Origin of the sequence: Polaribacter sp. AHE13PA (genome assembly GCF_019278505.1) — a bacterium.
GTDB lineage: Bacteria > Bacteroidota > Bacteroidia > Flavobacteriales > Flavobacteriaceae > Polaribacter.
In genome coordinates this window covers 819,551-844,535 of record NZ_CP058985.1, presented here as the reverse complement: position 1 = coordinate 844,535, position 24,985 = coordinate 819,551, and the positions used below count along the sequence as shown (strand labels likewise).

At 29.7% G+C, this 24,985-nt stretch carries 15 protein-coding genes; 5 read left to right on the top strand and 10 right to left on the bottom strand.

Going from position 1 to position 24,985, the window contains the following annotated elements:
• Positions 1 to 6: 6 nt before the first annotated feature.
• From H0I28_RS03640 to H0I28_RS03620, 5 genes are all read right to left on the bottom strand, one after another.
• Positions 7 to 2,028: a PKD domain protein gene (locus H0I28_RS03640; protein ID WP_218760533.1), complete on the bottom strand. Its 2,022-nt coding sequence runs from the start codon at positions 2,026 to 2,028 to the stop codon at positions 7 to 9.
• Positions 2,029 to 2,033: 5 nt separating this feature from the next.
• Complete coding sequence (locus H0I28_RS03635) at positions 2,034 to 3,476, bottom strand: RagB/SusD family nutrient uptake outer membrane protein (RefSeq protein ID WP_254712872.1); 1,443 nt, start codon at positions 3,474 to 3,476, stop codon at positions 2,034 to 2,036.
• 52 nt (positions 3,477 to 3,528) lie between these two features.
• Positions 3,529 to 6,531 (bottom strand): TonB-dependent receptor, encoded by a 3,003-nt coding sequence (locus H0I28_RS03630; protein WP_218760531.1) that lies wholly within the window; start codon positions 6,529 to 6,531, stop codon positions 3,529 to 3,531.
• A 221-nt stretch (positions 6,532 to 6,752) separates the two neighbouring features.
• Positions 6,753 to 9,530 (bottom strand): triple tyrosine motif-containing protein, encoded by a 2,778-nt coding sequence (locus H0I28_RS03625; protein WP_218760530.1) that lies wholly within the window; start codon positions 9,528 to 9,530, stop codon positions 6,753 to 6,755.
• Positions 9,531 to 9,742: 212 nt separating this feature from the next.
• A complete protein-coding gene (locus H0I28_RS03620; protein WP_218760528.1) occupies positions 9,743 to 10,537 on the bottom strand; it encodes a gluconate 5-dehydrogenase in 795 nt (264 codons plus the stop codon).
• Between the two features lie 351 nt (positions 10,538 to 10,888).
• On the opposite strand from H0I28_RS03620, the gene H0I28_RS03615 reads away from it, so the two are divergent.
• Positions 10,889 to 11,248 (top strand): hypothetical protein, encoded by a 360-nt coding sequence (locus tag H0I28_RS03615; RefSeq protein WP_218760526.1) that lies wholly within the window; start codon positions 10,889 to 10,891, stop codon positions 11,246 to 11,248.
• Positions 11,249 to 11,257: 9 nt separating this feature from the next.
• Here H0I28_RS03615 and manA read toward each other — a convergent pair whose 3' ends face one another.
• The 3 genes from manA to H0I28_RS03600 are packed head-to-tail and all read right to left on the bottom strand — an operon-like array spanning position 11,258 to position 14,088.
• A complete protein-coding gene (manA, locus tag H0I28_RS03610; RefSeq protein ID WP_218760524.1) occupies positions 11,258 to 12,475 on the bottom strand; it encodes a mannose-6-phosphate isomerase, class I in 1,218 nt (405 codons plus the stop codon).
• Between the two features lie 10 nt (positions 12,476 to 12,485).
• Positions 12,486 to 12,896, bottom strand: coding sequence for a hypothetical protein (locus tag H0I28_RS03605; RefSeq protein WP_218733440.1), 411 nt, complete (start codon positions 12,894 to 12,896; stop codon positions 12,486 to 12,488).
• Positions 12,897 to 12,915: 19 nt separating this feature from the next.
• Positions 12,916 to 14,088 carry a response regulator gene (locus H0I28_RS03600; RefSeq protein ID WP_218733438.1) on the bottom strand — a complete coding sequence of 391 codons (1,173 nt, stop codon included), beginning with the start codon at positions 14,086 to 14,088 and terminating at the stop codon, positions 12,916 to 12,918.
• A gap of 177 nt (positions 14,089 to 14,265) precedes the next feature.
• Between H0I28_RS03600 and H0I28_RS03595 the strand changes: the two genes are divergently transcribed.
• Genes H0I28_RS03595 through H0I28_RS03585 form a run of 3 tightly spaced genes read left to right on the top strand, consistent with a single transcriptional unit; the run spans position 14,266 to position 20,083 of the window.
• Positions 14,266 to 17,355: a hypothetical protein gene (locus H0I28_RS03595; RefSeq protein ID WP_218760522.1), complete on the top strand. Its 3,090-nt coding sequence runs from the start codon at positions 14,266 to 14,268 to the stop codon at positions 17,353 to 17,355.
• Positions 17,355 to 18,572: a hypothetical protein gene (locus tag H0I28_RS03590; protein WP_218760520.1), complete on the top strand. Its 1,218-nt coding sequence runs from the start codon at positions 17,355 to 17,357 to the stop codon at positions 18,570 to 18,572. Before H0I28_RS03595 ends, H0I28_RS03590 begins: the two co-directional genes overlap by 1 nt.
• Positions 18,566 to 20,083: a glycoside hydrolase family 2 TIM barrel-domain containing protein gene (locus tag H0I28_RS03585; protein ID WP_218760518.1), complete on the top strand. Its 1,518-nt coding sequence runs from the start codon at positions 18,566 to 18,568 to the stop codon at positions 20,081 to 20,083. Before H0I28_RS03590 ends, H0I28_RS03585 begins: the two co-directional genes overlap by 7 nt.
• Here the strand turns inward: H0I28_RS03585 and H0I28_RS03580 are convergent, their stop codons facing one another.
• Together H0I28_RS03580 and H0I28_RS03575 are read right to left on the bottom strand one after the other, a co-directional pair.
• Entirely contained in the window at positions 20,084 to 21,268 is a 1,185-nt protein-coding gene (locus tag H0I28_RS03580) for a glycosyltransferase (protein WP_218760516.1), read from the bottom strand.
• Positions 21,269 to 21,380: 112 nt separating this feature from the next.
• A complete protein-coding gene (locus H0I28_RS03575) occupies positions 21,381 to 22,646 on the bottom strand; it encodes an oligosaccharide flippase family protein (RefSeq protein WP_218752880.1) in 1,266 nt (421 codons plus the stop codon).
• 252 nt (positions 22,647 to 22,898) lie between these two features.
• Here H0I28_RS03575 and H0I28_RS03570 point away from each other — a divergent pair, with 252 nt between their 5' ends.
• A complete protein-coding gene (locus H0I28_RS03570) occupies positions 22,899 to 24,974 on the top strand; it encodes a lipopolysaccharide assembly protein LapB (protein WP_218760514.1) in 2,076 nt (691 codons plus the stop codon).
• Positions 24,975 to 24,985 lie beyond the last annotated feature (11 nt).

Sequence of the window (24,985 nt, the reverse complement as noted above, 5' to 3'; positions counted from 1 at the left end):
ATTATTTTAAAATTGTGATATATCATCTAGATAAATAGTATAATTAGCAGAACCATCTCCTTCTGTACCATTATCCATTATTAAAACTAAGTTTGTAAAATCTACAGAAGTACTAATTCCAGAAAAATCGAATGTTAATTCCTCCCAAGCATTAGCTGTTGTTGTAGCTGCTGTAATTTCTTCGGAAGCAACTGTATTTGGCCATGCGGTAGCATCTTCAAACTTTAATAATAAATTTAAACCTGCTCTCGGAGACCAAACTTTAACTTTTACACTTGTTCCAGCTGTAAAGCTAAATGGTGTAGGAACTGTAATTTTAGATCCTGCCCAAGGCTGACCCGCATTTTTAACAACTTGTGCAACCATTGCAGATGCATTTCCGTCTGTGTCTGGATTTGCAATTACAGAAATTGCTCCACCATCAAAAGAACTTAATATAAATTCTGGTTCAAAATCTAAAAGAGGAGTTGTAGAAATATCATCTAAATAAATAGTATAATTAGCAGATCCATCTCCTTCTGTACCATTATCCATTATTAAAACTAGATTACTAAAATCTACAGTTGTGCTTATTCCTGAAAAATCAAACGTTAATTCTTCCCAAGCATTCGCTGTAGTTGTTGTAGCTGTAATTTCTTCTGAAGCTACCGTATTTGGCCATGGTGTAGCATCTTCAAACTTTAATAATAAATTTAAACCTGCTCTTGGTGACCAAACTTTTGCGGTTATTACTGCATTAGAAACATCAAATGTTGATGAAATTGTAACTTTAGAACCAGCCCAAGGTTGACCTGCATTTTTTACAAGCTCTAAAACTGAAGAAGAACTATTACCATTTGTATCTGGATTTGCTACTACATCAGCTGCACCACCATCAAAAGAACTTAATTCGTAATCCACTTCAAAAGTTAATGGTGTTACACCAGAAACAGGAGTTGAACTCACTTTGTAAAAATAAAGATTGTCTATAAAAACAGTACCAGAACCTTCTAACTTGAATTGGTGAATATCATTTAAGGTTAATCCCTGATCTGTAAATGCTGAAATAGGAATGTTAATCGTAGTCCAAGCATCTTTTGTTAATGCAGTTTTTACCATTTTCTCTCCACTGCCAACACTAATTAAATAGGTATCTAATTCCGTAGCATCTGCTGTCCAAACATCTAAATGAAGAAACTCCATAGTAGAAACATCTTGCATTGAACCTATTTGAATTCCTTGATAGTTTAAATTACTATACTGAATCATTGCATCTCCATTTAATTCAAAAGGAGTATAAATAGTTGATTGGCTCCAGTTTGGATTAAAATCTGTACCCGCAACATCTGTATATTTATCACTAAAAATAGAAATAACATCTACAGCATCTCTTGCCGGTTGTGTACTTGCAGATTTTAAAGGTGCTAAAATAGCAGTAACTTCAAACTCACTCGTGTATTCTGTTGTTTCGATGGCACCACCTTTTGCAATCACTTTTACAGTATACGTGCCTGCTGTAGAGTATTGATAATTTATAGCATCACCAATATTAGCTGATGCTGCTGGTTGTGCTACGTCTGCTTCTCCTGAATAAAAGTCATAAGTGGCAGCATAATCTGCTTTCGCTGTAATATTTACTTGTTTAGAGATAGCAATATCATTTTCTAAAGTAACTTCTAAATTTTCTGGAGCTTTAAAAGAAACTATTAATTCTTGTGTTGCTTCTGTTGTATCTCCTTTAGTATTATAAGCTACCACTTTTACTGTATAGGTACCTTCCCCATAGGTATGTTGTGCCATTTTACCAGCTTCAACACCCTTTTCTTCTGCCGATGCATCTCCAAAATACACATCAAATGAGGTAGCCCCAACTGCTGTTGGTAAAATAGTAACCAAACCTGAATTATCTTGAGATAAGTTATAACTAGCTGCAACATTTGATGGAGGTACTACATTATCTAAGAAGTCTAAAGATCTATCTTCTTCTGTACAAGCACTAATGATCAAAAGTATTACTAATGCTTTGTATATTATTTTTAATTTCTTCATAATTATTAGTATTTATCGTTTTGTTCCCAATTTCCTTGTGCAAATTGTATTTCTTCAATCGGAATTGGAAAAACCTCATTTTTACCCGTTGTAAAACCTGGTATCTGAGATCCTCTACCTGTTCTTACCAAGTCGAAAAATTGATGACCTTCTCCTACTAATTCCACTCTACGCTCTTTATAAATTGCAGCTGTTAAATTAGAACCTGTTGTAACAATATTATGATCTGCATCACCAAAAGCTCTTTCTCTAACCCTATTTAAATATGTTTTTGCTTTAGCATCATCTGGACTCGGTTTTCTATTAAAAGCTTCTGCTGCCATTAATAAAACATCTGCAAAACGAATAGCTCTATAATTATTAGGGTTTGTTAAGTTTAAATCTCCTGCTGCCTCTTCATTTCTTTTTCTAGGAAGATATTTTCTATTAAAATAACCTGTATGCTCATAACCTGTAGTAAATTTTGCACCTGTAGAAGCTGCCCATGCATCAATATCTAAAATAGCAACCTCTTTTCTGTTATCTCCATCTTCAAATTCATCTACCACTTCTTGTGTTGGTACATTAAAACTAAATCCAGAAGTAAACAAACTACCTTCATAACCTCTTACACCCTGATACCCAACGGCAACATTTCCTTCACTACACTGTAAACAATCGAAACTTGCACCTTGTGTATCTGTATATTGCACTTCAAAAACAGCACCTGTACCGTTTTCTCCGTCAAATTCAAAAATTTTGTTATAGTCAGACTCTAATACGTATCCTCCGTTATTAATTACATTTTCTAAAATGCTTGCAGCTTCATCAAATTTATCTTGATATAAATAAACTTTTCCTAATAATGCTTGTGCAGAACCTTTTGTTGCTCTACCAACTTGAGGCGCTGTATACGTCATGTTTGCAATTGCATATTCTAAGTCTGCTTCAATTAAAGCATATACATCTGCTTTTGGCGATCTTGGTATTGTTTTTTCATCACCCAAAACAAAACGACCGTCTGCTTTAATAGGAATATCTCCAAACCATTTTACCAATTCAAAATTATAATACGCTCTTAAGAAATAAGCTTCCCCAAGAATTACATTTTTACCTGTAAAGTCTGTTTTATCTTTAAATTCTATTATATAAGCGGCTCTATTAACACCACCATACATTAGGCTCCAAAGGTCTTGAAGTTGATCGTTAACAGGAGTATGAGTCATATCATCTATTTGCTGATATCCAGGAACATCTGTAGCTGTTTCTCCACCACACAAAGTATTGTTAGAAGCTATTTCTCCCATTAATACATTTCTAAATGTAGATTGTAAAGGATCATAAGCTGCTACCAAAGCATTGTAATAATCTGTTTCTGAATTGAAAAAAGATTCAGAATCTTCTGCGTAAATTTTAGAATTATTTAAATAGTCATCAGAACAAGCGCTTAAAATAAATAAGCTTGCCATAAAGATGAATCCTAATTTTATTATTTGATTGTAATTTCTCATCTTTTATTTTTTAAAATTCAACATTTAAACCTAACAAGAATTGTCTAGCTGATGGGTAGTTACCAGAATCGATACCTGCACCAATTGCTCCGTCATTAATAGAAGGATCATAACCAGTGTAATCTGTGAGCGTAAATAAGTTATTGATAGAAGTATATAATCTTAATTTAGACAACCCTACTTTTTCTAATAAATCTGGTGCAAAAGTGTATCCTACTTGTATGTTTTGCATACGTAAAAAAGAAGCATCTTCTACAAAGAAATCTGAAAAAAGTCTGTTATTTGTAGCATCGTTAGTTAATCTCGGTACCGAGTTACTTGTACCTGCACCTGTCCATCTATCTAAATAATAAGCAGGCTTATTCACATTTGGTAAAAAACGTTCAAAATTTCTAACCATGTCTTTTCCTAGCTCTGCATATAAATAAGAAGTAAAATCCCAATTTTTATATTTTGCAGAAATATTGAATCCCATATAGAAATCTGCTTGAGGATTACCAATGTTCACACGGTCGTCAAAGTCTATAACACCATCGTTATTTGTATCTTTATATCTGATATCTCCAGGAGAAGTAACACTTGCTCCTAGCCTTGTTTGAGAAGGATGTGCATCTACTTCTGCTTGTGTTTGAAAAATTCCGTCTGTTTGTAAGCCTAAGAAATAACCAATTGGTTGTCCTACTTCCATTCTTGATGTTGGAAGGTTACCGATTCCAAAATCACCTCCTTCTACAATAGCGTCGTCTAAAACGTCTGTTACTTTGTTTTTTACATAGGTAACATTGTATCCAATATTTAAAGAAAAATCTTCTTTAGAAATAGCATTATAATTAATTGCCAATTCTCCACCTGTATTTTTAGAAGTTCCTGCATTTACTGTTGGGTTTGATCCTCCTGCTGCACCAGAACCTAACAAACCAGAAACTGGGAAGTCTTCAATTAATAAATCTTTTCTTGTTTCTTCAAAATAATCTGCAACAATTGTCAGTTTATCATCAAATAGATTCATATCTAAACCAATGTCTAATTTCTCTGCCGTTTCCCAAGTTGCTGACGGATTAGACAAAGCACCTTGTGCAGTACCATCTACTAAGCTTCCATTAAAAACATACTCACCTTCACCATCTAATAAAGATCTGTACAGATTATCTCCAACTAAGTTTCCTAAAGTACCGTAACTTGCTCTTAATTTTAAAAAGTTAATCGTTTTATTATCTTTTAAGAAGTTTTCATCAGAAATTTTCCAACCTGTAGTTACAGACCAAAAATTATCTACTCTTTGATCTTCTGCAAAAACAGAAGCTCCGTCTCTTCTAACTAATCCAGAAAATAAATATTTACCTTTATAATCATACTGAGCTCTACCAAAGAAAGAGGTTAACCTAATATCTCCATTCCCAGTATTTAAACTTCTTTGTTCACTTTGTTTATTGGTTAAACTAATGTCCGCAAATTCATACGAGTTATTAGGCACATCAAATCCTGTAGCATAGATACCATCAAACAAATCATTCTGTACACTTGTACCTACAGTAAAAGTAGTATTATGGTTTTCTAAAAATGTTTTCTGATACGTTGCAAATGTTTCCCAATTTACTCTTGTAGAAGTTGCTTTAAACTGATAAACAGAACTTTGTGTTTTATTGTATACTTTAGCTAAACCATATTCTTGAATAGGTGTAAATGAGCGTTGCTTTTCATTATAAATCTTATAACCAACACGTGAAACGATATTTAAACCTTCTATTGGTTTATATTCTAGCTTAAAATTACCTTCTATTCCATTACCATTATTTTCACCAAAAGTATTTTGTAACAATGATAAAGGGTTTACAACCTCTATCCCTAAAAAGTTATTTGTATCATTTTCATTTAGCCCAAAAGTTGGTGCATAATTTAAACCATTAAATAAAAGTGAAGCGTCAAAACCTTGCGAAGCACTTGTGTAGTAGTTTGCTATTACAGAGAAATTTAATTTTTCACTAATATCTATACCTAAGTTTAATTTGATATTGTTTCTAATAAAATTAGACTTATCTTTTGCAATAATACCATCTTGCTCTGTTCTAGATGCACTTACAAAGTATCTAAAACTTTCTCCACCACCAGATACACTAATATTATGATTCATTAACATGGCATCATTAAAAAGTTCATCTTGCCAGTCCGTACCTTTACCTAATTCTCCTACATTACTAAAAGGTAATGTTTGCCCACTTGCTGCATACGCTTCGTTTAAAACTAAAGCATATTCAGTTGCGTTTAAATAATCTAATTTTTTGGTAGTTTGTTGAAAAGCAGCATACGTATCATATTTTACAGTTGCTTTTTTATTTTTCTTACCAATTTTAGTAGTTACCAAAACAACACCATTTGCTCCTTTTATACCATAAATAGCTGCTTGTGCATCTTTTAAAACGGTAATAGATTCAATGTCATTTGGATTGATACTATTTAAATCTCCTTCATAACCATCTACAATTGTTAACGGTTGATTATTGGTATTAGAACTAACACCTCTAATTAAAATATTCACTTTTGCACCTGGTGATCCAGACGAAAGATTAACAGCAACTCCAGAAGTTGTTCCTTGCAATGCACTCGTTGCATCAATAGGTTTTAATGCTTCTAAGGTTTTCTCTCCTACTATAGATACAGAACCCGTAACATCTTTTCTTTTTTGCTTACCATAACCAACAACAACAATTTCATCTAAAGCCTCTGCCGACTCTTCTAAAGAAATATTTAAAGTTTGTTGATTAACCAATACTTCTTTTACAGCGTATCCTAAATAATTAAATACAAAAGTTGCTCCTTTCTCAACTTTAGCAAGACTAAAAAGTCCATCAAAATCAGTTTCAGTTCCAACAGTTGTTCCTTTAATTAATATACTTACTCCCGGTAATGGATCACCCGTTTTAGCATCTTTAACAACACCTTTTACATTTATAGTTTGTGCAGAAGCACAAAAACCTACAAATAAAAGGAGTAATAATGTGATTTGTTTTCTCATGAATAAGGTATTTATTATTTGATTATAAAATTATAGTTAAATTATAGTTAAATGATAAAAACAACCACAACAAAAAACATACATCACAAATAAAACAGCTAAAAAATACCATATCCCTAATAAACACAAGACTTTAAACATGTGTTAAATATTAACCTAAAACACAATTAAATTACCAATGTATAGGTGTTGTTGTGGTGAAAAAAGAAGATGTAGGGGTGTTAAATTTCCAATATATAATTTGTTAAGTTCTCATCATGTGGTAACCCCATTTTTTTCCTTAAGCGATATCTTTTAACTTCTACACTTCTAGGAGAAATATTTAATAAAGGAGCAATTTCTTTAGAAGATAGGTTTAACCTAAGGTAGGCACAAAGTCTTAAATCATTTGGAGTTAAACTAGTGTGCTTGTCTTTTACCTTTTTTAGAAAATTTTTATCAGCATTATTAAATGCTTCTTGAAACATTTTCCAATCGTCTGTATTGTTTAAGTTCTTATCAATAATCTTAACCACTTTTGAGACGTCTTTACTTTCTCCGTTTGTCAATTCTGTTTTAATTGTGTTTAAAAAATCATTTTTCTTTATAATATTCATTGTAGAACTAGCCAACTCTCTACTCTTACTTTCTATATCTACTTTTAATTTATCATTATTAAGTTTCATAATTATTTGAGCACTTTCCAACTCTTTTAACTTTAACTCTTTCTGCGCTTTCTCTAATAGAATCTTATTTTTACGTTTATACCTTCTTCTGTAATAAATATTTATCAATACAATAATAAACACCATAAATATTACATAAAAAACTAAATATAAGTTGCTTAAATAAAAAGGACGCTTGATAGAAAATTCAAAAGATTTAATATCCGTCATCTGGTTTCCATATTTACCTCTTACGTTAAAAGTGTAATCTCCATAAGATAAGTTTTCATACAATTGCGTAGAGTCCTCTGTCCAATCTGACCATTTATTAGTCAATCCTTCTAACTGATATTGATATTCATTCTTTATCATTTTATCATATTTAGAAATACTATATGAAAACGATATATTATTCTGCTTATTTTCTAATTCTACGGCTTCTGTTAATGAAAGATGAATCTTATCACTATCTATTTTATTGACAAGTATTTGTTGAAAAGAAATATCTACGTTTTTTTCATTTTTTACAAGAGCATCATTTAAAAGTAAATACCCATGAGAGGTACCTATTAAATAATTCTCTGCACTAATTTGGGTTAAGTTCTCAAACCCCAAAACATTATTTCTTATGGCACCATCAATAGGAATCGCTTTTACTTGCGGACTTAAACTAATACTGTTAGAGGTGATAAAAAGAATATTATTTTTAGAGAAACTGTATAAAGTGTTCTTTATTTGAGCTAATTTCCTTATCGTTGTTAAGTTATCTAAATCTTTTAAATTTTTTGTAAACAATGAGTCTACTTTAAAACTACCATCGTCTTGTTTTTTATACACACCTTCTGATGATGAATAAAATAAATTATTGCTAAAAGAAAAAATATTAGATCCATAACCAACTTTTGGAATGATAATTTTCTCTTTTTGCTGAACTTTAGCATAACTATTATCAATTTGTAATTCATATAAGCCTTTTAACTCATGATTTACATATAATCTATCATTATAAAACTCAAAAAACCTACTAGAAACATCAAAACCATCAATGTTATTTCTGAACTGCCAATCCCCATTGTCGTTCTCTAAAATAGACAAGCCTTGATAACTCCCTTGAATTAAATAATTATTGTTTCCTGGTACTTTTTTTATGTTCCAGGTTCCAAGCTCTTCGGTTATAGCATTAATTACCTTTTTGTTTTTAATAATAAAAGTTCCTTTATCATGCCCACAAAAAAGATTCCCATCAATTTCTTTCAAAAACCAAACTTGTCCTTCTGTATTTTCTATTAATTTAAATTTTAAATTTTCATCTTTAAAAAACAGTCCCTGATTTGTCCCTAAATAAAGTTCATTTTCAAAAAACAAAGAGGTATAAATGGTACCTAAAGTACCTTCTTCATCTTCAAAAATTTTAAATGCTGAAGAAACATTTAAATAATTTATACCGTTATCTAAACCAATCCAAATATTACCAGAATTGTCTTGAAGCAAAGACAACGCTGTATTATTACTTAATCCATTCTTACGGTTAATAGTAGACGTAATTTCCCCATCTTTACTCAGAAAAACAATTCCATTAGAGATTGTACCAAGCAAAAAACTTTTATCTTCTAATTGAATTGCACTAAAAATTAAAAAGCTCTCATTATTTAAGTCTGTTTCTTGAGACACAACTTTACTTCCTTTTACTGAAACAAAACCTTTTTCTTCAGATAAAAAAACAAGCTCTTTATTATAATAAAAACAATTGATAATATTATTGTTTTTAAAAAACACATCATCTGAATAAATTTTTTCTTCTCCATTTTGTAACGTGAACAAACCAATGTTCTTTTTTTGAAAAAAAATGGTGTTGTTTATTATAAAAAGTCCAGAAATGGTTTCCTCAGAATCAATTATTTTAACTTCATTAGAAATGGTATTTACAAAATAAATTCTTGTTTTAGATTTAAAAAGAATCCAGTTTTGATAAAATTCAACTTCCCAAAACTCCTCTCCTTCTTTTAATTTTATTTGTAACTTTTCTACTAATGAATTATATTCTAATTGGCCTTTTTTATTTTTTTTCCAAAAACCAAAATCCATAAAAGACCCCGTATAGATTATTTTATCTTTTACTTTTACAGATCTTAAAATAGGATTTGAAAAATGAGTATACAATTGCCAATGCTCACCATTGTATTCTAAAAGACCTCCATTATTCGCTACATATATTAGATTATCTTCAGACTGTGAAATTTCCCAATTCTGATTTTGAGCATTGTAATCTTCTGCTGTAAAAATTTTAATTGGCGGTAATTCTTGAGCAGTAGTAACAACGTTAATAAAAAAAATAAAAAATAAAAGTCTATACATAACTTGTTGTAATATGTTTGGTTACTAAGTTACATTAAATATCATTAAATAAGACTAAAATTAATAAGTTGTATGGTTTTTATTTAGAAAATAAACCTTATTAATAAACAATACAGAAATTCCCTTTACCTCACTCATATACTCGTGTTAAAAGAATTCTATTTTTTTCAGCTTATTATATCTTTATTTTTTTATTAATAAACTATATTTTTTTAATCTTCGTTGAATGGTTTTCCTATGGTTGCTAAAATCCCACCATCTACATATAAAATATGACCGTTTACAAAATCGCTTGCTTTAGATGATAAGAAAATTGCTGCTCCCGCCAAATCATTAGGATTTCCCCATTTTTCTGCTGGAGTTCTGTTTACAATAAAATCGTTAAACGGATGCCCTTCCATTCTAATAGAAGCTGTTTGTGAAGTCGCAAAGTAACCAGGACCAATTCCGTTTATTTGAATATTAAAACGCGCCCACTCAGTTGCCATGTTTTTGGTTAGCATAACCAAGCCTCCTTTTGCTGCTGCATAAGCCCCAACTGTATTTCTACCCAACTCGCTCATCATAGAACATATATTAATAATTTTACCAGATTTTCTTTTCATCATTCCACGAACTACGTGTTTAGAAACAATAAAAGGACTCACCAAATCGATATCTACTACTTGCCTAAAATCAGCAATCTCCATGTCTACCAAAGGAGTTCTTTTAATAATTCCTGCATTATTTACCAAAATATCAATAACCCCCACATCTTTTTCTATTTTTTTAACGGCAGCAATAACTTCTTCTTCATCTGCAACATTAAACTGATAACCAAAAGCTATAATTCCTTCTTTTTGATATTCAACAACTGCATTGTCTACTTTTTCTTGTGATGAATTTCCATTCACAACAATAGTAGCTCCTGCTCTCCCTAACCCCATAGCCATCGCCATTCCTAAACCATGTGTAGCTCCCGTAATTAAGGCAACTTTTCCTGTAATATCAAATAATGTTTGAGACATATTTTATCTTAATTTTATGTTTTGTGTGCCCATCTATATTGTTTTTTTTCTTCTTCTGATAAAATTAGAAAATAAAAACTTAATTTTTATTGTGGGTGCTTTTTATTTGCACATCAAAATTTAAACTATGTTTGTTTCAACAATACTTATTCCTAACTTTTCAATAATTATACAGACCTCTAATTCCAATTTCTTAGCCATATAAGCTCCTCAACCAGAATTATCCGGCTTATTTTTTAAATTACATAATATTTTAAAACCATAATTTAGTATATAAAATAGTAAAATTAATTATGAAATTATAAAATAGCTTATTATTGTAAACTTAAAAGTCTAAACCTTTCAAAAAAAATGACAATTCAAGATTTAGTAGGTACATTTTCAATTATAGGAAGCAACCAAGATGCTAATGAAAATTCGTATAAAGGAGAGCTACAACTAACTTTAGATGAAAATGACAGAATTGTTGCTAAGTGGAATATTAGTGACTCTCAAGAGCAAACAGGAGTAGGTTTCTTTAAGAATAATATTCTTGTTATCAACTTTAAATATTTAGGTTTTGAAGATAAAGTTTATAAAGGAGTAGTGGTTTACAAATGCTTGAATAAAGATATTCTAGAAGGATTTTGGTCTGAAGAAGCAGGAGATTCTAAATTCTTGGGATTAGAAAATTGTTTTAGAGTAAAGCACTCTAAAACAATTTTAAATTAGTTTATAAATTTATTTTGGCACACTTGCCTTATAAATTTCTACTTCAGAAGTTGTAGTAATTTTATACCTAGTATTTGCTTTTATAAGCACAGACTGCCCTTTATCTAAAGAGATCGATTCATTTTCTTGAGTAACAACAGCAGCTCCTTTTAAAGCCATTAATATTTCTACGGAATTTGAAGTTGAAGTATGAGACATTTTTTTTATCAATTCAATTTTACTTAATTCGAAGTCTTTTGCTTTGGTTTTAAAAATAACTTCTCCATTCTCTTTATTTTCGTCACCGAATAAAATAATAGGAATCGTTTCTTCGAATTTTGTGTTTTTTATAAGTTCTTCAACATCTATGTGTTTGCTAGTTAACCCTGCTCTTAACACATTGTCTGAATTTGCCATTAACTCCATATTTACACCTTCTAAATACGCATGCGGCACTCCTGCATCTTGAAAAATTGCTTCTCCTCTACTTAAATTTAAAATATTAAAAAAGTAAATAGAAAAAATACCTTTATCAATATCTTCAGAATCTTTATTGTTTAATGATTTTGCTGCCCAATATGCTGGTGAAGATTTCTCTAATTCATTATTTACAAATTTTGGAAGAATTCTTTTTACCAAAGGTCTCAAAATTGTATTTACTTCTTCTTGTGAGTATTCCATCACTTTTTTATAAAGCCCTAAATAACCTTCTTCTAAGAAAGTATTTAATAAGAAACTTAACTCTATAGTTTCTTTTAAGTTTTTTGCTAGTTTTTCACTTTCTAAAAATCCATGTAACAACCAAAAATCGGTTAAAGCCACCATTATTTCTGGCTTATGATTTTCGTCTTTATAGTTTCTATTATCAGCAGTTAAAGGAATTCCTTGTTCATTTTCTTCTTTGTACCCTATTTTAGCAGCAGCAATACTTGGATGTACTTGAATAGATAACATTTTACTAACATCTAAAACTTTGAATAGATATGGTAGTTTACCAAAGTCTTTTGCTACTTCAACGCCTAAATTTTCTGTTATATTTTGTTCTAAAAACTCATCTAATGAAACACTACCTTCTTCTGTAATAACTTTTGAAGGTGCTTTTAAATGTGCTCCTAACCAATATTCTGCATATGTAGTGTTTGGCTCTATAGTTTCTGAAACTAAATTAGGAATGAAGCTTTCTCCTCCCCAATCATAATTTTGCACTTTACCTTCAATTCTAAGTAGTTTGTTTTCTAAGTTTTTCATTATATATTTTTTATAAACTAGTAATTTCGTTTAACGAATACACGCTTCGCAACAAAACCCTTTCATTTTTTTTATTTATGAAATTTTCATCCTTAATACTTTCTAATTTCTTTTTTAAATTGTGTTTAAAAACACTTTTTGGGGTAGTATGCACAAATAACTGAACATCATATAAGTTAGACAAAAACCGCACTCCTGCTTTCATTGCTAACTTTAAAGCTGTTTCTTTTCTCAAGTTTAAAATAGAAATATCAAATTTAGAAGATTCTTTTAACTTAAGTAAGAAATTTAATATTTTATTATTGTTACCATTATTAACGATACATATTTTAAACTCTTTATTAAAAAGTGATTTAAAACGGATTTCCTCTAAAACATCAAGGTCATTCTTATTACATATTATTATGATTCCTTTTTTCATATTTTTTCGATAAAAAAGATTATGCAACAACAGTACTTTTATAATCTTTTTTTCCACTTCTATAATGCCAAGCAATTTGCCCTAGTTGACCAACTATTTTAACAGAATCTTTCATTGATAGTTTAGAGCCATCAGCATGAATCCATCTTTTTAATGGCTGTTCACATAATATTTCTTTCGCTTTTTTTAATCCAAAATGAAGCGTTATTCTTCTAAAAATTTCAACATCAAAAATCCATTGGGTAACAAATTTTTCTTTAAAAGAAATATCTATCACATCTTTATGAAAAATTTTAGCACCACATTGGGTATCTTTAAAGTCCATAGAAAGAATTTTTCTAATGATATAATTAATGGTCAAACTAATAATCTTTCTTGCTGACTCTTTTGTAATATTTGCGCCCATTCTACTAATTCTAGAACCACTTACAATCTTATAATTAGATTTTTCAATAGTTGAAACTAAATCATCAAAATCGGCTAAATCTGTTGATAAATCTGCATCTAAAAAACCTATATAGTCTAAATCTTCTTGCTTAGCCATATATAACATACCTTGCCTAACAGCTTCTGCTTTACCTCCATTTTTTTCACAATCATAAACAGTAATAAAGTCTTCTCTACCTTTTCTTAACTTATGTAAAACCTCTAAAGTTTTATCTTTACTTCCATCATTTACAAAACATAAGTGATATCCGGTATTTTTATCTATATAATCTGTAAATTCTTTGCTGAGCAATCTTTCTTCTTCATTATAACAAGGTATTACAACCCCAACACATCTTTGTTGTATAATAGTGTTCTTATATTTTTTTGTAGTATCTGTATTTTCAGGAAGACCAATTAATCTTTTTGTTCTTAACCCAACCTCTGTTAAACTTAGAGGTTTTTTCATATAATCGTTTACACCTAAATCAAAGCCTTTTGTAATCATGTCATCATCTGTATTACCAGATAAAATCATAATTGGTGTATTAGATTTTTTAACTTCCCTAATATGTTTTACAACCTCTAAACCAGAAATAGTTGGCATATTAATATCTACAATCACTAAATCTGGTTTAAAAGAATTGTATAATTCAATTCCTTTTAAAGCATCTGTTTCTGTTAATACTTCATACCCCATTTCTTTTAACCTACTTTCTAAAGGTATTAGAACTAATTTTTGATCATCAATAGCTAAAATTCTCATAACGATATTTTTATATTACTTATTTACACCTCAAAAATACTTTTGTTTTATTTTTATTTTATAATATGATCTTTAAAGGTTGATTAATTAGGATGAAAGGTAAGTTACTTTAGACAAATAAAAAAAACTAAGCTTAAAATTTTTACCTTTACATGATTCTAAGTCAGATATCTATTAATGAAAGAAAAATCTAATAAATACTTAATTACTGCAATTCTATTGGCAGTTCTTTTTCATGGTTCTACTATTTTCTTTACATTAGAAACTACCTATGACGCTTTAATTCATTTATTTTTTGCAGATCATTATGCAACTAGTTGGTTTGAACCCTGGAATTATAAATGGTATACTGGCTTTACAGTGCAGAGTTATCCTCCATTGGTACATCAAACAATTGGAGCTTTATCGTTAATCGGAGGCTTAAAATTTGGGATGTTTACAGTGGCTCTAATAGCCATTGTTCTATTTGTTACTGGGGCTTACAGATATTCTTTATTAATAACATCTAATAGAACTGTTGCTGGTTATGCTGCTATTTTAGCTGTTTTTTCGTCTTCTTTTGTAGAGACTTTGCATATATTTGGTCAATTACCCAGTATTATAGGAGTTTCTGTTTTAATGCATTCATTACCCGAAATATACCTATGGCTTAAAACGGGAAAATATAAATTTTTCTTTACTTCTCTTTCCTTAATCGCTGTTACCGTTACTTCTCATCATGTTACCCCTATCTTTGGAATGTTATTTTTTATATTTCCTTTAATAGGAACAGTTATTATGGATGTTGCTAGAGAAGAAGTTAACTCTTATAAAGAAGTTACTTTATCTTTATTTCTAAAAACATTTATGAAACAACTGAAGAAAAACCTTGCGTTTGGGTTCTCTTCACTGTTCCTTATAATATTTTGTATTTTTCCCTATTGGATGAATTCAAAATTAAACCCAATAACACAAGTACCTATCCCTCACGGATCTAGAGACAGCTTTATAGATATAACATCTTCGGGTTTAGTATTTTTCACAATTCCATGGGGAATTTTACTATTCATTTTTCCTTATATCTTTTACAGATACTTTAGTAAAAGGTATTTATTTTTCGGATTGTCTTTTACCATGTTAGTTATTTTGGGAACGGGTGGCACAACACCAATACCTAAAATGATTTTAGGTGAAACGGCCTTTAATATTTTAACCTTAGACAGGTTTACACTTTGGGGTTCAATCATGTCTATTCCTATATTTGGAGAGTTTATCTATAGGTTTGTAGAAGGAGATTTAAAAGTTCTAATACAAGAACGATTTGGTGCCGTTTATCACCGTTTATTAGGAGGCCTTTTGGCCGCTTTTTATATTTCTATGGTAATTTTTACCATGAGTTTGGGATATTTTAGACCTTCTCAACCTCAAAAGATAAAAATGCTTCCTATTGTAAACTTTCTAAGCCAAGATTCGCATGACCATTGGAGGTATTTAACGTTAGGGTTTGGAGATCAAATGGCGTGGTTAGCAGCCCAAACAAACGCAATGAGTGTAGATGGTAATTATCATTCTGCTAGACGTTTGCCAGAGCTAACAACAAGACCTATAGAGCGTTTAGAAAACTCAAAGTTTAAAGGAGTTGCTGGTATTGGTTCTCTGCAACAATTTTTAACAACACCAGAAAAGTATAATTTAAAATATATTTTTTCTAATGATAAATTTTATGACCCCGTATTATTTTTCTGCGGATGGCAGCGTTTATCGCAATTAGAGAACGGTATTATGGTTTGGGAAAAATTAAACGTACCCCCTATTTCATCTATTTTACCCAAAGAAGATGTACCTGCTTGGGTAAAAATAATTTGGGGGATCATTCCTTTTTTAACTGTACTTATTGCATTTATTTTAAATATACAGTCCTTATTTGTTCATAGTTTAAAAACAAAGTTTAAAGCTGTTCCTGTATACTTTAAATTTAAAGTAGATTACAATAAGTTTCCGAGAATTGTATTAAAAGCATTTCATATCTGGGCAGTTATTTTAATAGTTACAATTGGTTATGCATGCTATATGTTTTATATTAAAAACGATACACAAAGATCTCCAGAAAATGTAGTAAAAGCATATTATGACGCTGTCGATTTTAAAGAGTTGAATAAAAGTTATACCTACATAGATCCAAAAGACGAGCTTACAAGAGCACAATATTTATTAGAGATATCTGTTACAGATGGCTTGTTAAGTTCTTATGCAAAGTTAGACGCTATAACCACAGAGATTATAAAGCAGACAGATAGTTTGGCCACTTTAAAGGTAGAAACAAAATGGATTACTCCATTAGAAAAATTATCAAAAACTGAATTTAAAACAACTGTTAAAAGAAACAGTAAATGGTATTTAAAACCAACAAGAAAATCGATAGATTTACCACCAGATCAATTATATTCTAAGAATTCTACAGGTTATTTTAATCAAGGAAGAAGAAGAATTACTACAGAACAAACCCATCACGAAGATGTTTTAAAACAACCCGTTTTAGAAATTGTTTCTGCTAAACTAATAAAGTTTAACAAACGTTATGCTATTATTGGAGAAGTACAAAATATAGATAATGTTCCATCAGACGTAGTCTTAAAAGGGACACTTTATAATGATGAGAATAAAGAATTGGCTACTTATAATGCTAAACACATTTTAAAACACAAATTAATGCCAAAAGAGATTAGTGCTTTTAGAATTAATTTTGAAGGTATTGCTTGGTCTAAAACAAAAGATTCTATTCCTAAAACTTTTAATCCTGACGAATTTACACCTATAGAACTCAGTGAGCAACCCACAAAATTTAACTTACAAGCTGCAGGAAACACAACCAATTCGGACTTGTTTAAGGATATTGTTTTAAGTGAGGTAAATATAAAACCAACTAGCATAAGCGGAACTTTATTTAATAGTGGAATTCAAGAAATTACGGTTCCTCAATTAATTATTACATTTTATAACAAGGATAAAGAAATGATTTGGGTAGATAATTTATTTTTAAAAGAAGGGATACGACAAGAAAGAAAAATTCGTTTTAACTATGCTATTCCTCTAAACCCAACCATTAAAACAATAAGTAAAAATATGGATTTTTGCTTTGTAAACGGTTTACCAAATAAAGATATTGCTTCTAAAATAATGCCAAATAGAATAAAAAACCATACTATTGGTAAACTACAAAAAGTAATCCATCCACTTTTTAGCTATGTTAGAATAGAATTAAGTATGTATATCGGTAATCCTAAATAATGAAATTAAAACAAGTATTTTTTCTACTTCTCTTTCAATTGGTTATTGTTTCTTTTTTTTCACAAGAAACAACAACTAAAAAACCTGCTGTTTTATTAGTATCAACAAAAACAAATTATCTGGTTGGTGATAAAATATCACTCGATTTTAAAGTTAAAAAAGATACCACATTTCAATTATATTGTGCTAACAGTTATGGAGCTACAGTAATAGAATCTAAAAGTATCAATAAAAAAGTTACATTTAAAATCCCCGATTTTTTAACAAGAAAAAGAGGAATACTTTCTTGGAAAACTACACAAACAGATACCATAATTTCAGGGAACATTTCTATTTCACCTCTGCAAGAACCAACATCCATAGAAACTTATTTAGGTCCGCCAAGTATAGATGCAGGTGATACCGATTACACAATGTTGGTGGTAATACCAACAGATAGCTTAGACAATCCTATACCGAATAAAAGTAAGGTGGATGTAAAGTATCAATTTCTAAAATCTGAAAAAACCGAAGCTATTTTTACAGATAAGCTAATTAGTTATAAAAATATTTATGCTCCTAAAAAAAGTGGTAGAATGATTATTTCTTCAGAATCTTTCGGTTTAAATTCTAAAGAATTTGATGTAAATGTAATGCCAGCAATTGCTACTAACTTTAAACTATATGTTCGTAGAAATCATGAGTATGCAGATGGAAATCAAATAACAACATTTTTTACATCAACAATAAAAGACAAAAATAAAAATATTGTTAGTGATGGTAGTTATATTGAATTTTACGTTACGAATAAAAAAGGAAATATTTTAAAAACTGCTGGTACTACTGTAAACGGAGTCGCACACGCAAAAATTATACATCCAGATTTTGAAGATACTTGGAACGTGCAAGCCTATTTTATTGGTATTGCAGAAAGCAATACAATAACAGTAAAGTATAAAAAAGTTGTTGAAGATTATATCGTTTCCTTTTTAGACAAGAATAGAAGTATTAAAATTGGTCCTTTAAAAAGTTTTATGGATCAAATCATTCCAGATGGTTTATCTGTAAAACTATCTATTTATAAAAACAACGTACTTATCAAAGAAAAATATAATGAGTCTTTAAACGGGATAGCAATTTTTTACTTAGATCCCAATATTTTTGAAAATGATGTTTATGATTTTAGTATTGAAACTGCAGGTCTTAAAAAAGATTTTAAAAGTATTAAATTATGGTAAAAATAAATAAACAAATTCTTAGAGGTGTGTTAATGCTAACTTACCTAGCAATAATTGGCGTTCTTTTATTCTTGGTAAGCTCTCTATACAGTTTTTTAAACACTGGTGCAGATAGAAGCAAAATGTTGCATACAGAAGTTAAAAAAGTAGAACAATACTTACCTAAAGTAACATGGAAAGATGATGGTAATGAAGGCAGAAAAATAAGTGCTCAAAAAATTGCTGCCGTGCAAAACGATTATTTAGACGCGTGGTATGTAAAGCAAATTGCTTACAAAACAAACACAAGAGTTGGTATAGAAGATTACTTTACTAAAAGTGCAAGAAAAAACATCTATGCTAATTTAGATTACAACAAGCTGAACAACACTTCTATAGAAGCTACTACATTAGAACATAATTTAGACATCGAGTTTTTTAGTGAAGACGGACAATTAATTGTTTTAAAAGACACCAATGCAATCGAGTATAAAAAGGTTTTTAAAGATGAAAAGTTAATCTTAGAAACTACCGAAGTTACTTCTTACAAATATGTATTATTATTAGAAGATGGCTTTTGGCGCGTAAGACACATGGTAAAAGAAGCTTCGGAAAATTTTAAAAATACTCCTGTAAAAAGATCCTTAGAATTTGCAGATATTAAAGGGATCAATTATTACCCACAAGCAACCCCTTGGAATATGTACGGTGATGAATTTGATATTGATATTATAAAAAACGATTTTAAAATTATAAAAGAGGCTGCATTAAATTCTATTCGAATTTTTGTGCCTTATGAAGATTTTGGTAAAGCAAATGTGAAACCAGAAAAACTAGAAAAACTAAAAAAAGTATTAGACACCGCATTAGCAGAAAACCTAAAAGTTGTGGTTACTTTGTTTGATTTTTATGGAAATTATGATGTTTTAGACTGGACATTGAACCAAAGACATGCAGAAAAAATTGTTGAAACTTTTAAAGAACATGAAGCTATTTTAGCTTGGGACGTAAAAAATGAACCTAATTTAGATTTTAACTCTAGAGGTAAAGAAAATGTAACCGCTTGGTTAGATTTTATGATTATTTTGATAAAAAATATTGATAAAAAACATCCCGTAACCATTGGTTGGTCTAACACAAAAAGTGCCACTATTTTAAAAGACAAAGTAGATGTTGTTTCTTTTCACTATTATGAAGACTTACTTAATTTTGAGGATGAATACTTAGCCTTAAAAGAAGAAATAAAAGACAAACCTATTGTATTACAAGAGTTTGGGCTATCATCTTATGGTGGTTTTTGGAGACCTTTTGTTGGTTCTGAAGAAAAACAAGCTAACTATTATAAAGAAATACAAAAAGTCCTAACAAAGAACTCTGTTCCTTTTATGTCATGGACTTTATATGATTTTGATGTGGTTCCTAAAGAGGTTTTAGGTAGACTGCCTTGGAGAACTAATCCGCAGAAGAAATTTGGTTTTATCAATAATAAAGGAGAAAAAAAATTATCTTATAAATACATTTCTAAAGAATAATTATGACTTCTTTTGGGCTATAATTTTATCAAATTCTTCTAAATAAATATCTGTAATTCTTGCCATAGGGAACGCCGTTGCTGCTTTGTAATTTGCTTCGCCAAGTTCTATTCTATATGTATCATCTGTTACAATTGCTTTAATTGCATTTGCCAAACTTGTTACACTTTCTGGTTCAAAAAACTCACCTCTATAACCTTCATCCTCAATTAAGGTTGCTAAATCTCCTAAATTAGGCATTACCACTGCTCTACCATAACTTCCAGCTTGATGTAATACTCCAGAACTTCCGGTTGTAGACGTATAAGGAAAAACAACTACAGCACTTTCTGTAAACAACGGTGCTACTTCATTTTCTTCTACATACCCAGTAAACGTAAGTTGTGGTACATGTTTGTAAGTTTCTTGAGCATTCTCTAAATAACCAGGTACATTTGGGTTGTCTGTTCCTGCAATTACAATTTCTAAATCTAAACCTGTTTCTTTTCTTACAATTTCTACAGCTTCAATCATAGATTCTACTTTTTTGTAGGTCCCAAACTTTCCGAAAGTCATAATCTTTAAAGGACCTTCAGGTAATTTTTGTGATGGATTTTCTGGAATTTCAAAAGTTCCGTGAGGAATCATTTTCACATTATCAACCTTGTATTTATCTACTAAAGTTGTTACATATTTATCCATGGTAACCGCAACTAAATCTGCTTTTAAGATCAACTTTGTTAATGAAGTACCAATAAAATTATATACTTTTTGAGCCAATTTATTTGAGGTAAATCCGGCACTTTCTAAATCTACTTGTTCTAAAATATTATGTAATAAAACAATGGTAGGAATTCCTTTCACCTTACAAATTAATGGCAATGTTAATCCTAATGCAGCAACAACTTTCTTGTCTCCAAACTTCATAAATTGTAAGTTGAATAAAACAGCATCTGGCTTTGTTTCATTAATTGCTTTTATAACATTATTAGTATTAGCGTAGCTATTAAATTGCCAACATTCTTTTACCGTAACTTTACAACCATCTGCTTCAAACTGAATCTCTTTTTCACCTGGAGTTTCATCGGTTAAAAGAATTAATTCTGTAACCTTTTCTTTCAACCTAAAACTTTTAACTAAGTGATATGCATATTCGTTTAGGGTTACTTTACTTGGTGGATACGCTGTTACGATTGCTAATTTCATATTGTTTTTTTATGGTACTACAAATTTCAAAATTTTGCAGCAATTTTAATTAAATAAACTGCTCAAACGCCATTATATATAGTTGATTGGAAAATATCTATAGACATTGCTTTTAGGTTATTTCTTTTGGGTTTTTGGATGACTTAGAATCTTTAAAAAAAAAGAAACTAAGTTGTACTATTAATAATAAAACCATTGCTATAATTTGCACATGTACAACTTGTTCTAAACTTTCATGAAAAAGTACAACTAAAACAATTTGTAACATTCCAAAAATACCAGACAGAACAACGGGCACATACTTGTCTAATGATAAATAATAATAAGCAAATATGTTTGAAATTGCAAAAATACCTGTTGCTGATGCATATTTCCATAGTAATGACGCTACAGACACGTATTCATTACCAAATAAAATATTAATAATTTCATTGGGAAAGAAAAAGCAACTAATTACAATAGTTGCAGCTATAAAGCCAATATATGCTACATATTTTAATAAGATAGGTAACGTATCTTTTCCTTCTTTTTTAAGTTGAACTACTGTTGGCAAAAGTAACATTACAAACATCCAAGCAATAAAATAAACAACTCTACCTATTAAAGCTAAAGAAGCATACAAACCTGCTTCATAAGAATCAAAATAATGTTTTACTAGCAAAATATCACTATTGTTTATAATAATTTGAGTTAACTCATAAAACGCCGTAATAATAAAAAAATTCTTTACCAATTTCTTATTGACATTGTCTAATTTAAAAGGTTTGAATAAAGAAAAGTTACTCGTTCTAAAAGGAATTAACCCAAAAACAAAGGAGAAAAAAATACCAATAGCAATTATCAATGAAGAATCTATGTCTAGAAAATACAACAAGGCAAATGTTAATAATAACCTACTCATCATTTCTGATTGATAAGTTACAGACAGTGATTTCAATTCCTGCTTTCCTTGAAAAACACCTCTATTTACACTCATTAAAAAGTAAAATGGTACACCAACTCCAAAAATAACAAACATTGTAGAAGAGGTCGTTTTAAAAAAATGTTGTAATTGTGTAGCAAAAACAATGATTGCAATACCTAAAATAATTCCTGTAAATAAAGCATTTTTATAAATTTTAGAAATAAAACCCGAAAAAATACTATCCTCAAAAAGTACAGAAAACTTAGCTGTTACCAACTGAAAAGTCATGGCTACAAAAGATAAAACCAATAAAAAAGTAATTAAAATAGCAGCATCTGCAAATTTCTCAGGACCTAAAACCCTTCCTAAAACTAAATTATATATATAATTACCTCCGTTTACTAAGAGCACACTTAGCATAAATAATTGTTCAGGTTTTATACCTTTTTTTACAAACCTTATAATTTCTTGCATTTTTTTGCTAATTTATGATCCTATTTAGGCTTTTAAAATTATTATAAATTTCTTTACAATCACTAGTATTCTTTTATTATTTTACAATTAGTCAAAAATTACTGATATTAGTAACATTCAATTTTTAAGTAATACTTAGACAAATATCATCTAGATCCTTTAAAAATAATACATTTCTAGGTTGAAAAACACTTTTATATAGTTTAATGATTAATTACTAATGCTTAACTTGCCAAAGCTAAATCAAAATCTATGAAATTTATATATTCAACACTGATCTTCTTTCTTTTCTTTAGTATACAAAGTTTTAGTCAAGACATGCAAGAAGGCTTTACCTATTTAGAAACAGGTAAATACAAGGAGGCCGAAGTTTTTTTTAAAGACATATTAAAAGAGTATCCTACAAATAAAACGGCCAGACTTTGTTACGGAAGAGCTATTGGTTTAAATGGGAAAGCTACTGCTGCCGTAACACTTTTTACCAACTTATTAAAAGATTACCCTACAGATTTTGAAGTAAAACTTAATTATGCAGAGTCTTTGCTTTGGAGTAAAAATTACCCTGATGCAAAAATTTATTATCAAACATTATTAAAAGAAAATGATAAAAGCTTTGCTGCTTTATTAGGATATGCAAATACGCTATCTAATTTAAAAGAATTTGAAGATGCATTAATCAATGTAGATAAAGCCTTAGAAGTATTGCCTGGAAACCCGAATGCACTGGTTTCTAAAAAATATATGAGATTAGGATTGGCAAGTAAGAAAGTAAGTGATCAAAAATATAAGGAAGCAGAAACCATTTTAAAAGAAAATTTCACTTCATTTAAAGACGATAAAGAAACATTACTAAACCTTGCTAATTTATATTTAATTTCTAAACAAATAGAAAAAGCAAAAAACACTTATGAAATTATAGGTAAAAAGCCAGAAGATAAACTTATTTCGTTAAATGGAATAGCTTTAGCACATCACTTAGATGGTGATGATAAAACAGCATTAACTGTAAGCAAAACAGCGCTAAAAAGTATTGATAAAAACACCTCTGAAACCTTAAAAAATCAAACGATAGAAAGATACATTCAAGCTTTAATTTGGAATAAAAAATATACGTCTGCCAAAACTGAAATTGATAAACTATTAGATGATAATAAAACCCCAGAAAACTGGATGCTTTCTTTACGAGCAACACTTAATATTTATAAAAGTGATTTTAAGAAAAGTATTAATGATTATAATTTAATCTTAAAAAAAGACAGTGCTTCTTTTGATGGTAATTTAGGAAAAGCAAATGCTTTAAAAGCATCTGGCTATTATAATAATGCTTATAAAAGTGCAGAAAACACTTTAGTTTTTTATGAAAAACAAAAAGATGCCTCTAATTTTATAAAGGAACTAGATTTAAGTTTTACTCCGTATGTAGAAACCAAATATTCTTATTCTTATGATAATGGAAATAACGAAGCAAATGCATACGACCTAAAAGCTGAAGTTCCGTTTTCTACAAAGTTTAAAATTTTAGCAAACTATAACTTTAGAACAACTCTTAATAATCAAATTGACTCATTAAAAGCCACTACAAATAACTTATTGTTAGGTGTTTCTTATCAATTACTAAATAACCTAACCTTAAAAGGTAGTTTTGGTGTTACTTCTTCTGATTCAGAATCAAAAAAATACAATCAACTATTAACAGATATTTCACTTAATATAAAACCATTTAAGCTTCAAAGCTTAGAATTAGGATACAAAAGAGATGTTCAGAATTTTAATGCAGCATTATTGAATGATGAAATTGTGCAAAATAATCTTATTTTAAATTATAGCTTAAATACCAACTTTAATTTAGGTTGGTTTACTCAGTATTATTACACTTGGCAAAGTGATGACAACGCTAGAAACCTATTATTTACTTCTCTTTACTATAATATTTTTGCAAAACCTTCTATAAAAGCAGGATTTAATTACCAGAACATCTCTTTTAAAGAATCTAGAGATAATTATTTTAGTCCTAGTAAATTTAATGCTGTAGAGATTTTTGTTAATCTTATTAAAGATGAAGCGGCTGCAAAAAACAAGGAGTGGTTTTATGGATTAACGGCGGCTACTGGTTTGCAGTACATAGAAGATGATGACGCTCTTAGCACCTATAGGGTTCAAGCTAAATTAGGCTATAAGTTTTCCGAACGCGCACTCTTAAATATCTACGGATTACAAAGTAATATTGCTTCTGCTGTTGCCACTGCAGGTTCTGTTGGTTTTACATATACAGAGTTTGGTGTAAGATTTAAATGGATTTTTTTAAGAAAACCTTTATATAAAAAATAAGGCAAAAGATT

Excerpts from the sequence above, each read along its gene's own strand:
- H0I28_RS03600 (WP_218733438.1), bottom strand. The coding sequence starts at position 14,088 with ATGAGAATTTTAGCTATTGATGATCAAAAATTAGTTCTAATACCTTTA.
- H0I28_RS03630 (WP_218760531.1), bottom strand. The coding sequence starts at position 6,531 with ATGAGAAAACAAATCACATTATTACTCCTTTTATTTGTAGGTTTTTGT.
- H0I28_RS03640 (WP_218760533.1), bottom strand. The coding sequence starts at position 2,028 with ATGAAGAAATTAAAAATAATATACAAAGCATTAGTAATACTTTTGATC.
- H0I28_RS03575 (WP_218752880.1), bottom strand. The coding sequence starts at position 22,646 with ATGCAAGAAATTATAAGGTTTGTAAAAAAAGGTATAAAACCTGAACAA.
- H0I28_RS03635 (WP_254712872.1), bottom strand. The coding sequence starts at position 3,476 with ATGGCAAGCTTATTTATTTTAAGCGCTTGTTCTGATGACTATTTAAAT.
- H0I28_RS03570 (WP_218760514.1), top strand. The coding sequence starts at position 22,899 with ATGAAATTTATATATTCAACACTGATCTTCTTTCTTTTCTTTAGTATA.
- H0I28_RS03605 (WP_218733440.1), bottom strand. The coding sequence starts at position 12,896 with ATGAAAAAAGGAATCATAATAATATGTAATAAGAATGACCTTGATGTT.
- H0I28_RS03625 (WP_218760530.1), bottom strand. The coding sequence starts at position 9,530 with ATGTATAGACTTTTATTTTTTATTTTTTTTATTAACGTTGTTACTACT.
- H0I28_RS03580 (WP_218760516.1), bottom strand. The coding sequence starts at position 21,268 with ATGAAATTAGCAATCGTAACAGCGTATCCACCAAGTAAAGTAACCCTA.
- H0I28_RS03590 (WP_218760520.1), top strand. The coding sequence starts at position 17,355 with ATGAAATTAAAACAAGTATTTTTTCTACTTCTCTTTCAATTGGTTATT.
- H0I28_RS03585 (WP_218760518.1), top strand. The coding sequence starts at position 18,566 with ATGGTAAAAATAAATAAACAAATTCTTAGAGGTGTGTTAATGCTAACT.
- H0I28_RS03620 (WP_218760528.1), bottom strand. The coding sequence starts at position 10,537 with ATGTCTCAAACATTATTTGATATTACAGGAAAAGTTGCCTTAATTACG.
- H0I28_RS03615 (WP_218760526.1), top strand. The coding sequence starts at position 10,889 with ATGACAATTCAAGATTTAGTAGGTACATTTTCAATTATAGGAAGCAAC.
- H0I28_RS03595 (WP_218760522.1), top strand. The coding sequence starts at position 14,266 with ATGAAAGAAAAATCTAATAAATACTTAATTACTGCAATTCTATTGGCA.
- manA (WP_218760524.1), bottom strand. The coding sequence starts at position 12,475 with ATGAAAAACTTAGAAAACAAACTACTTAGAATTGAAGGTAAAGTGCAA.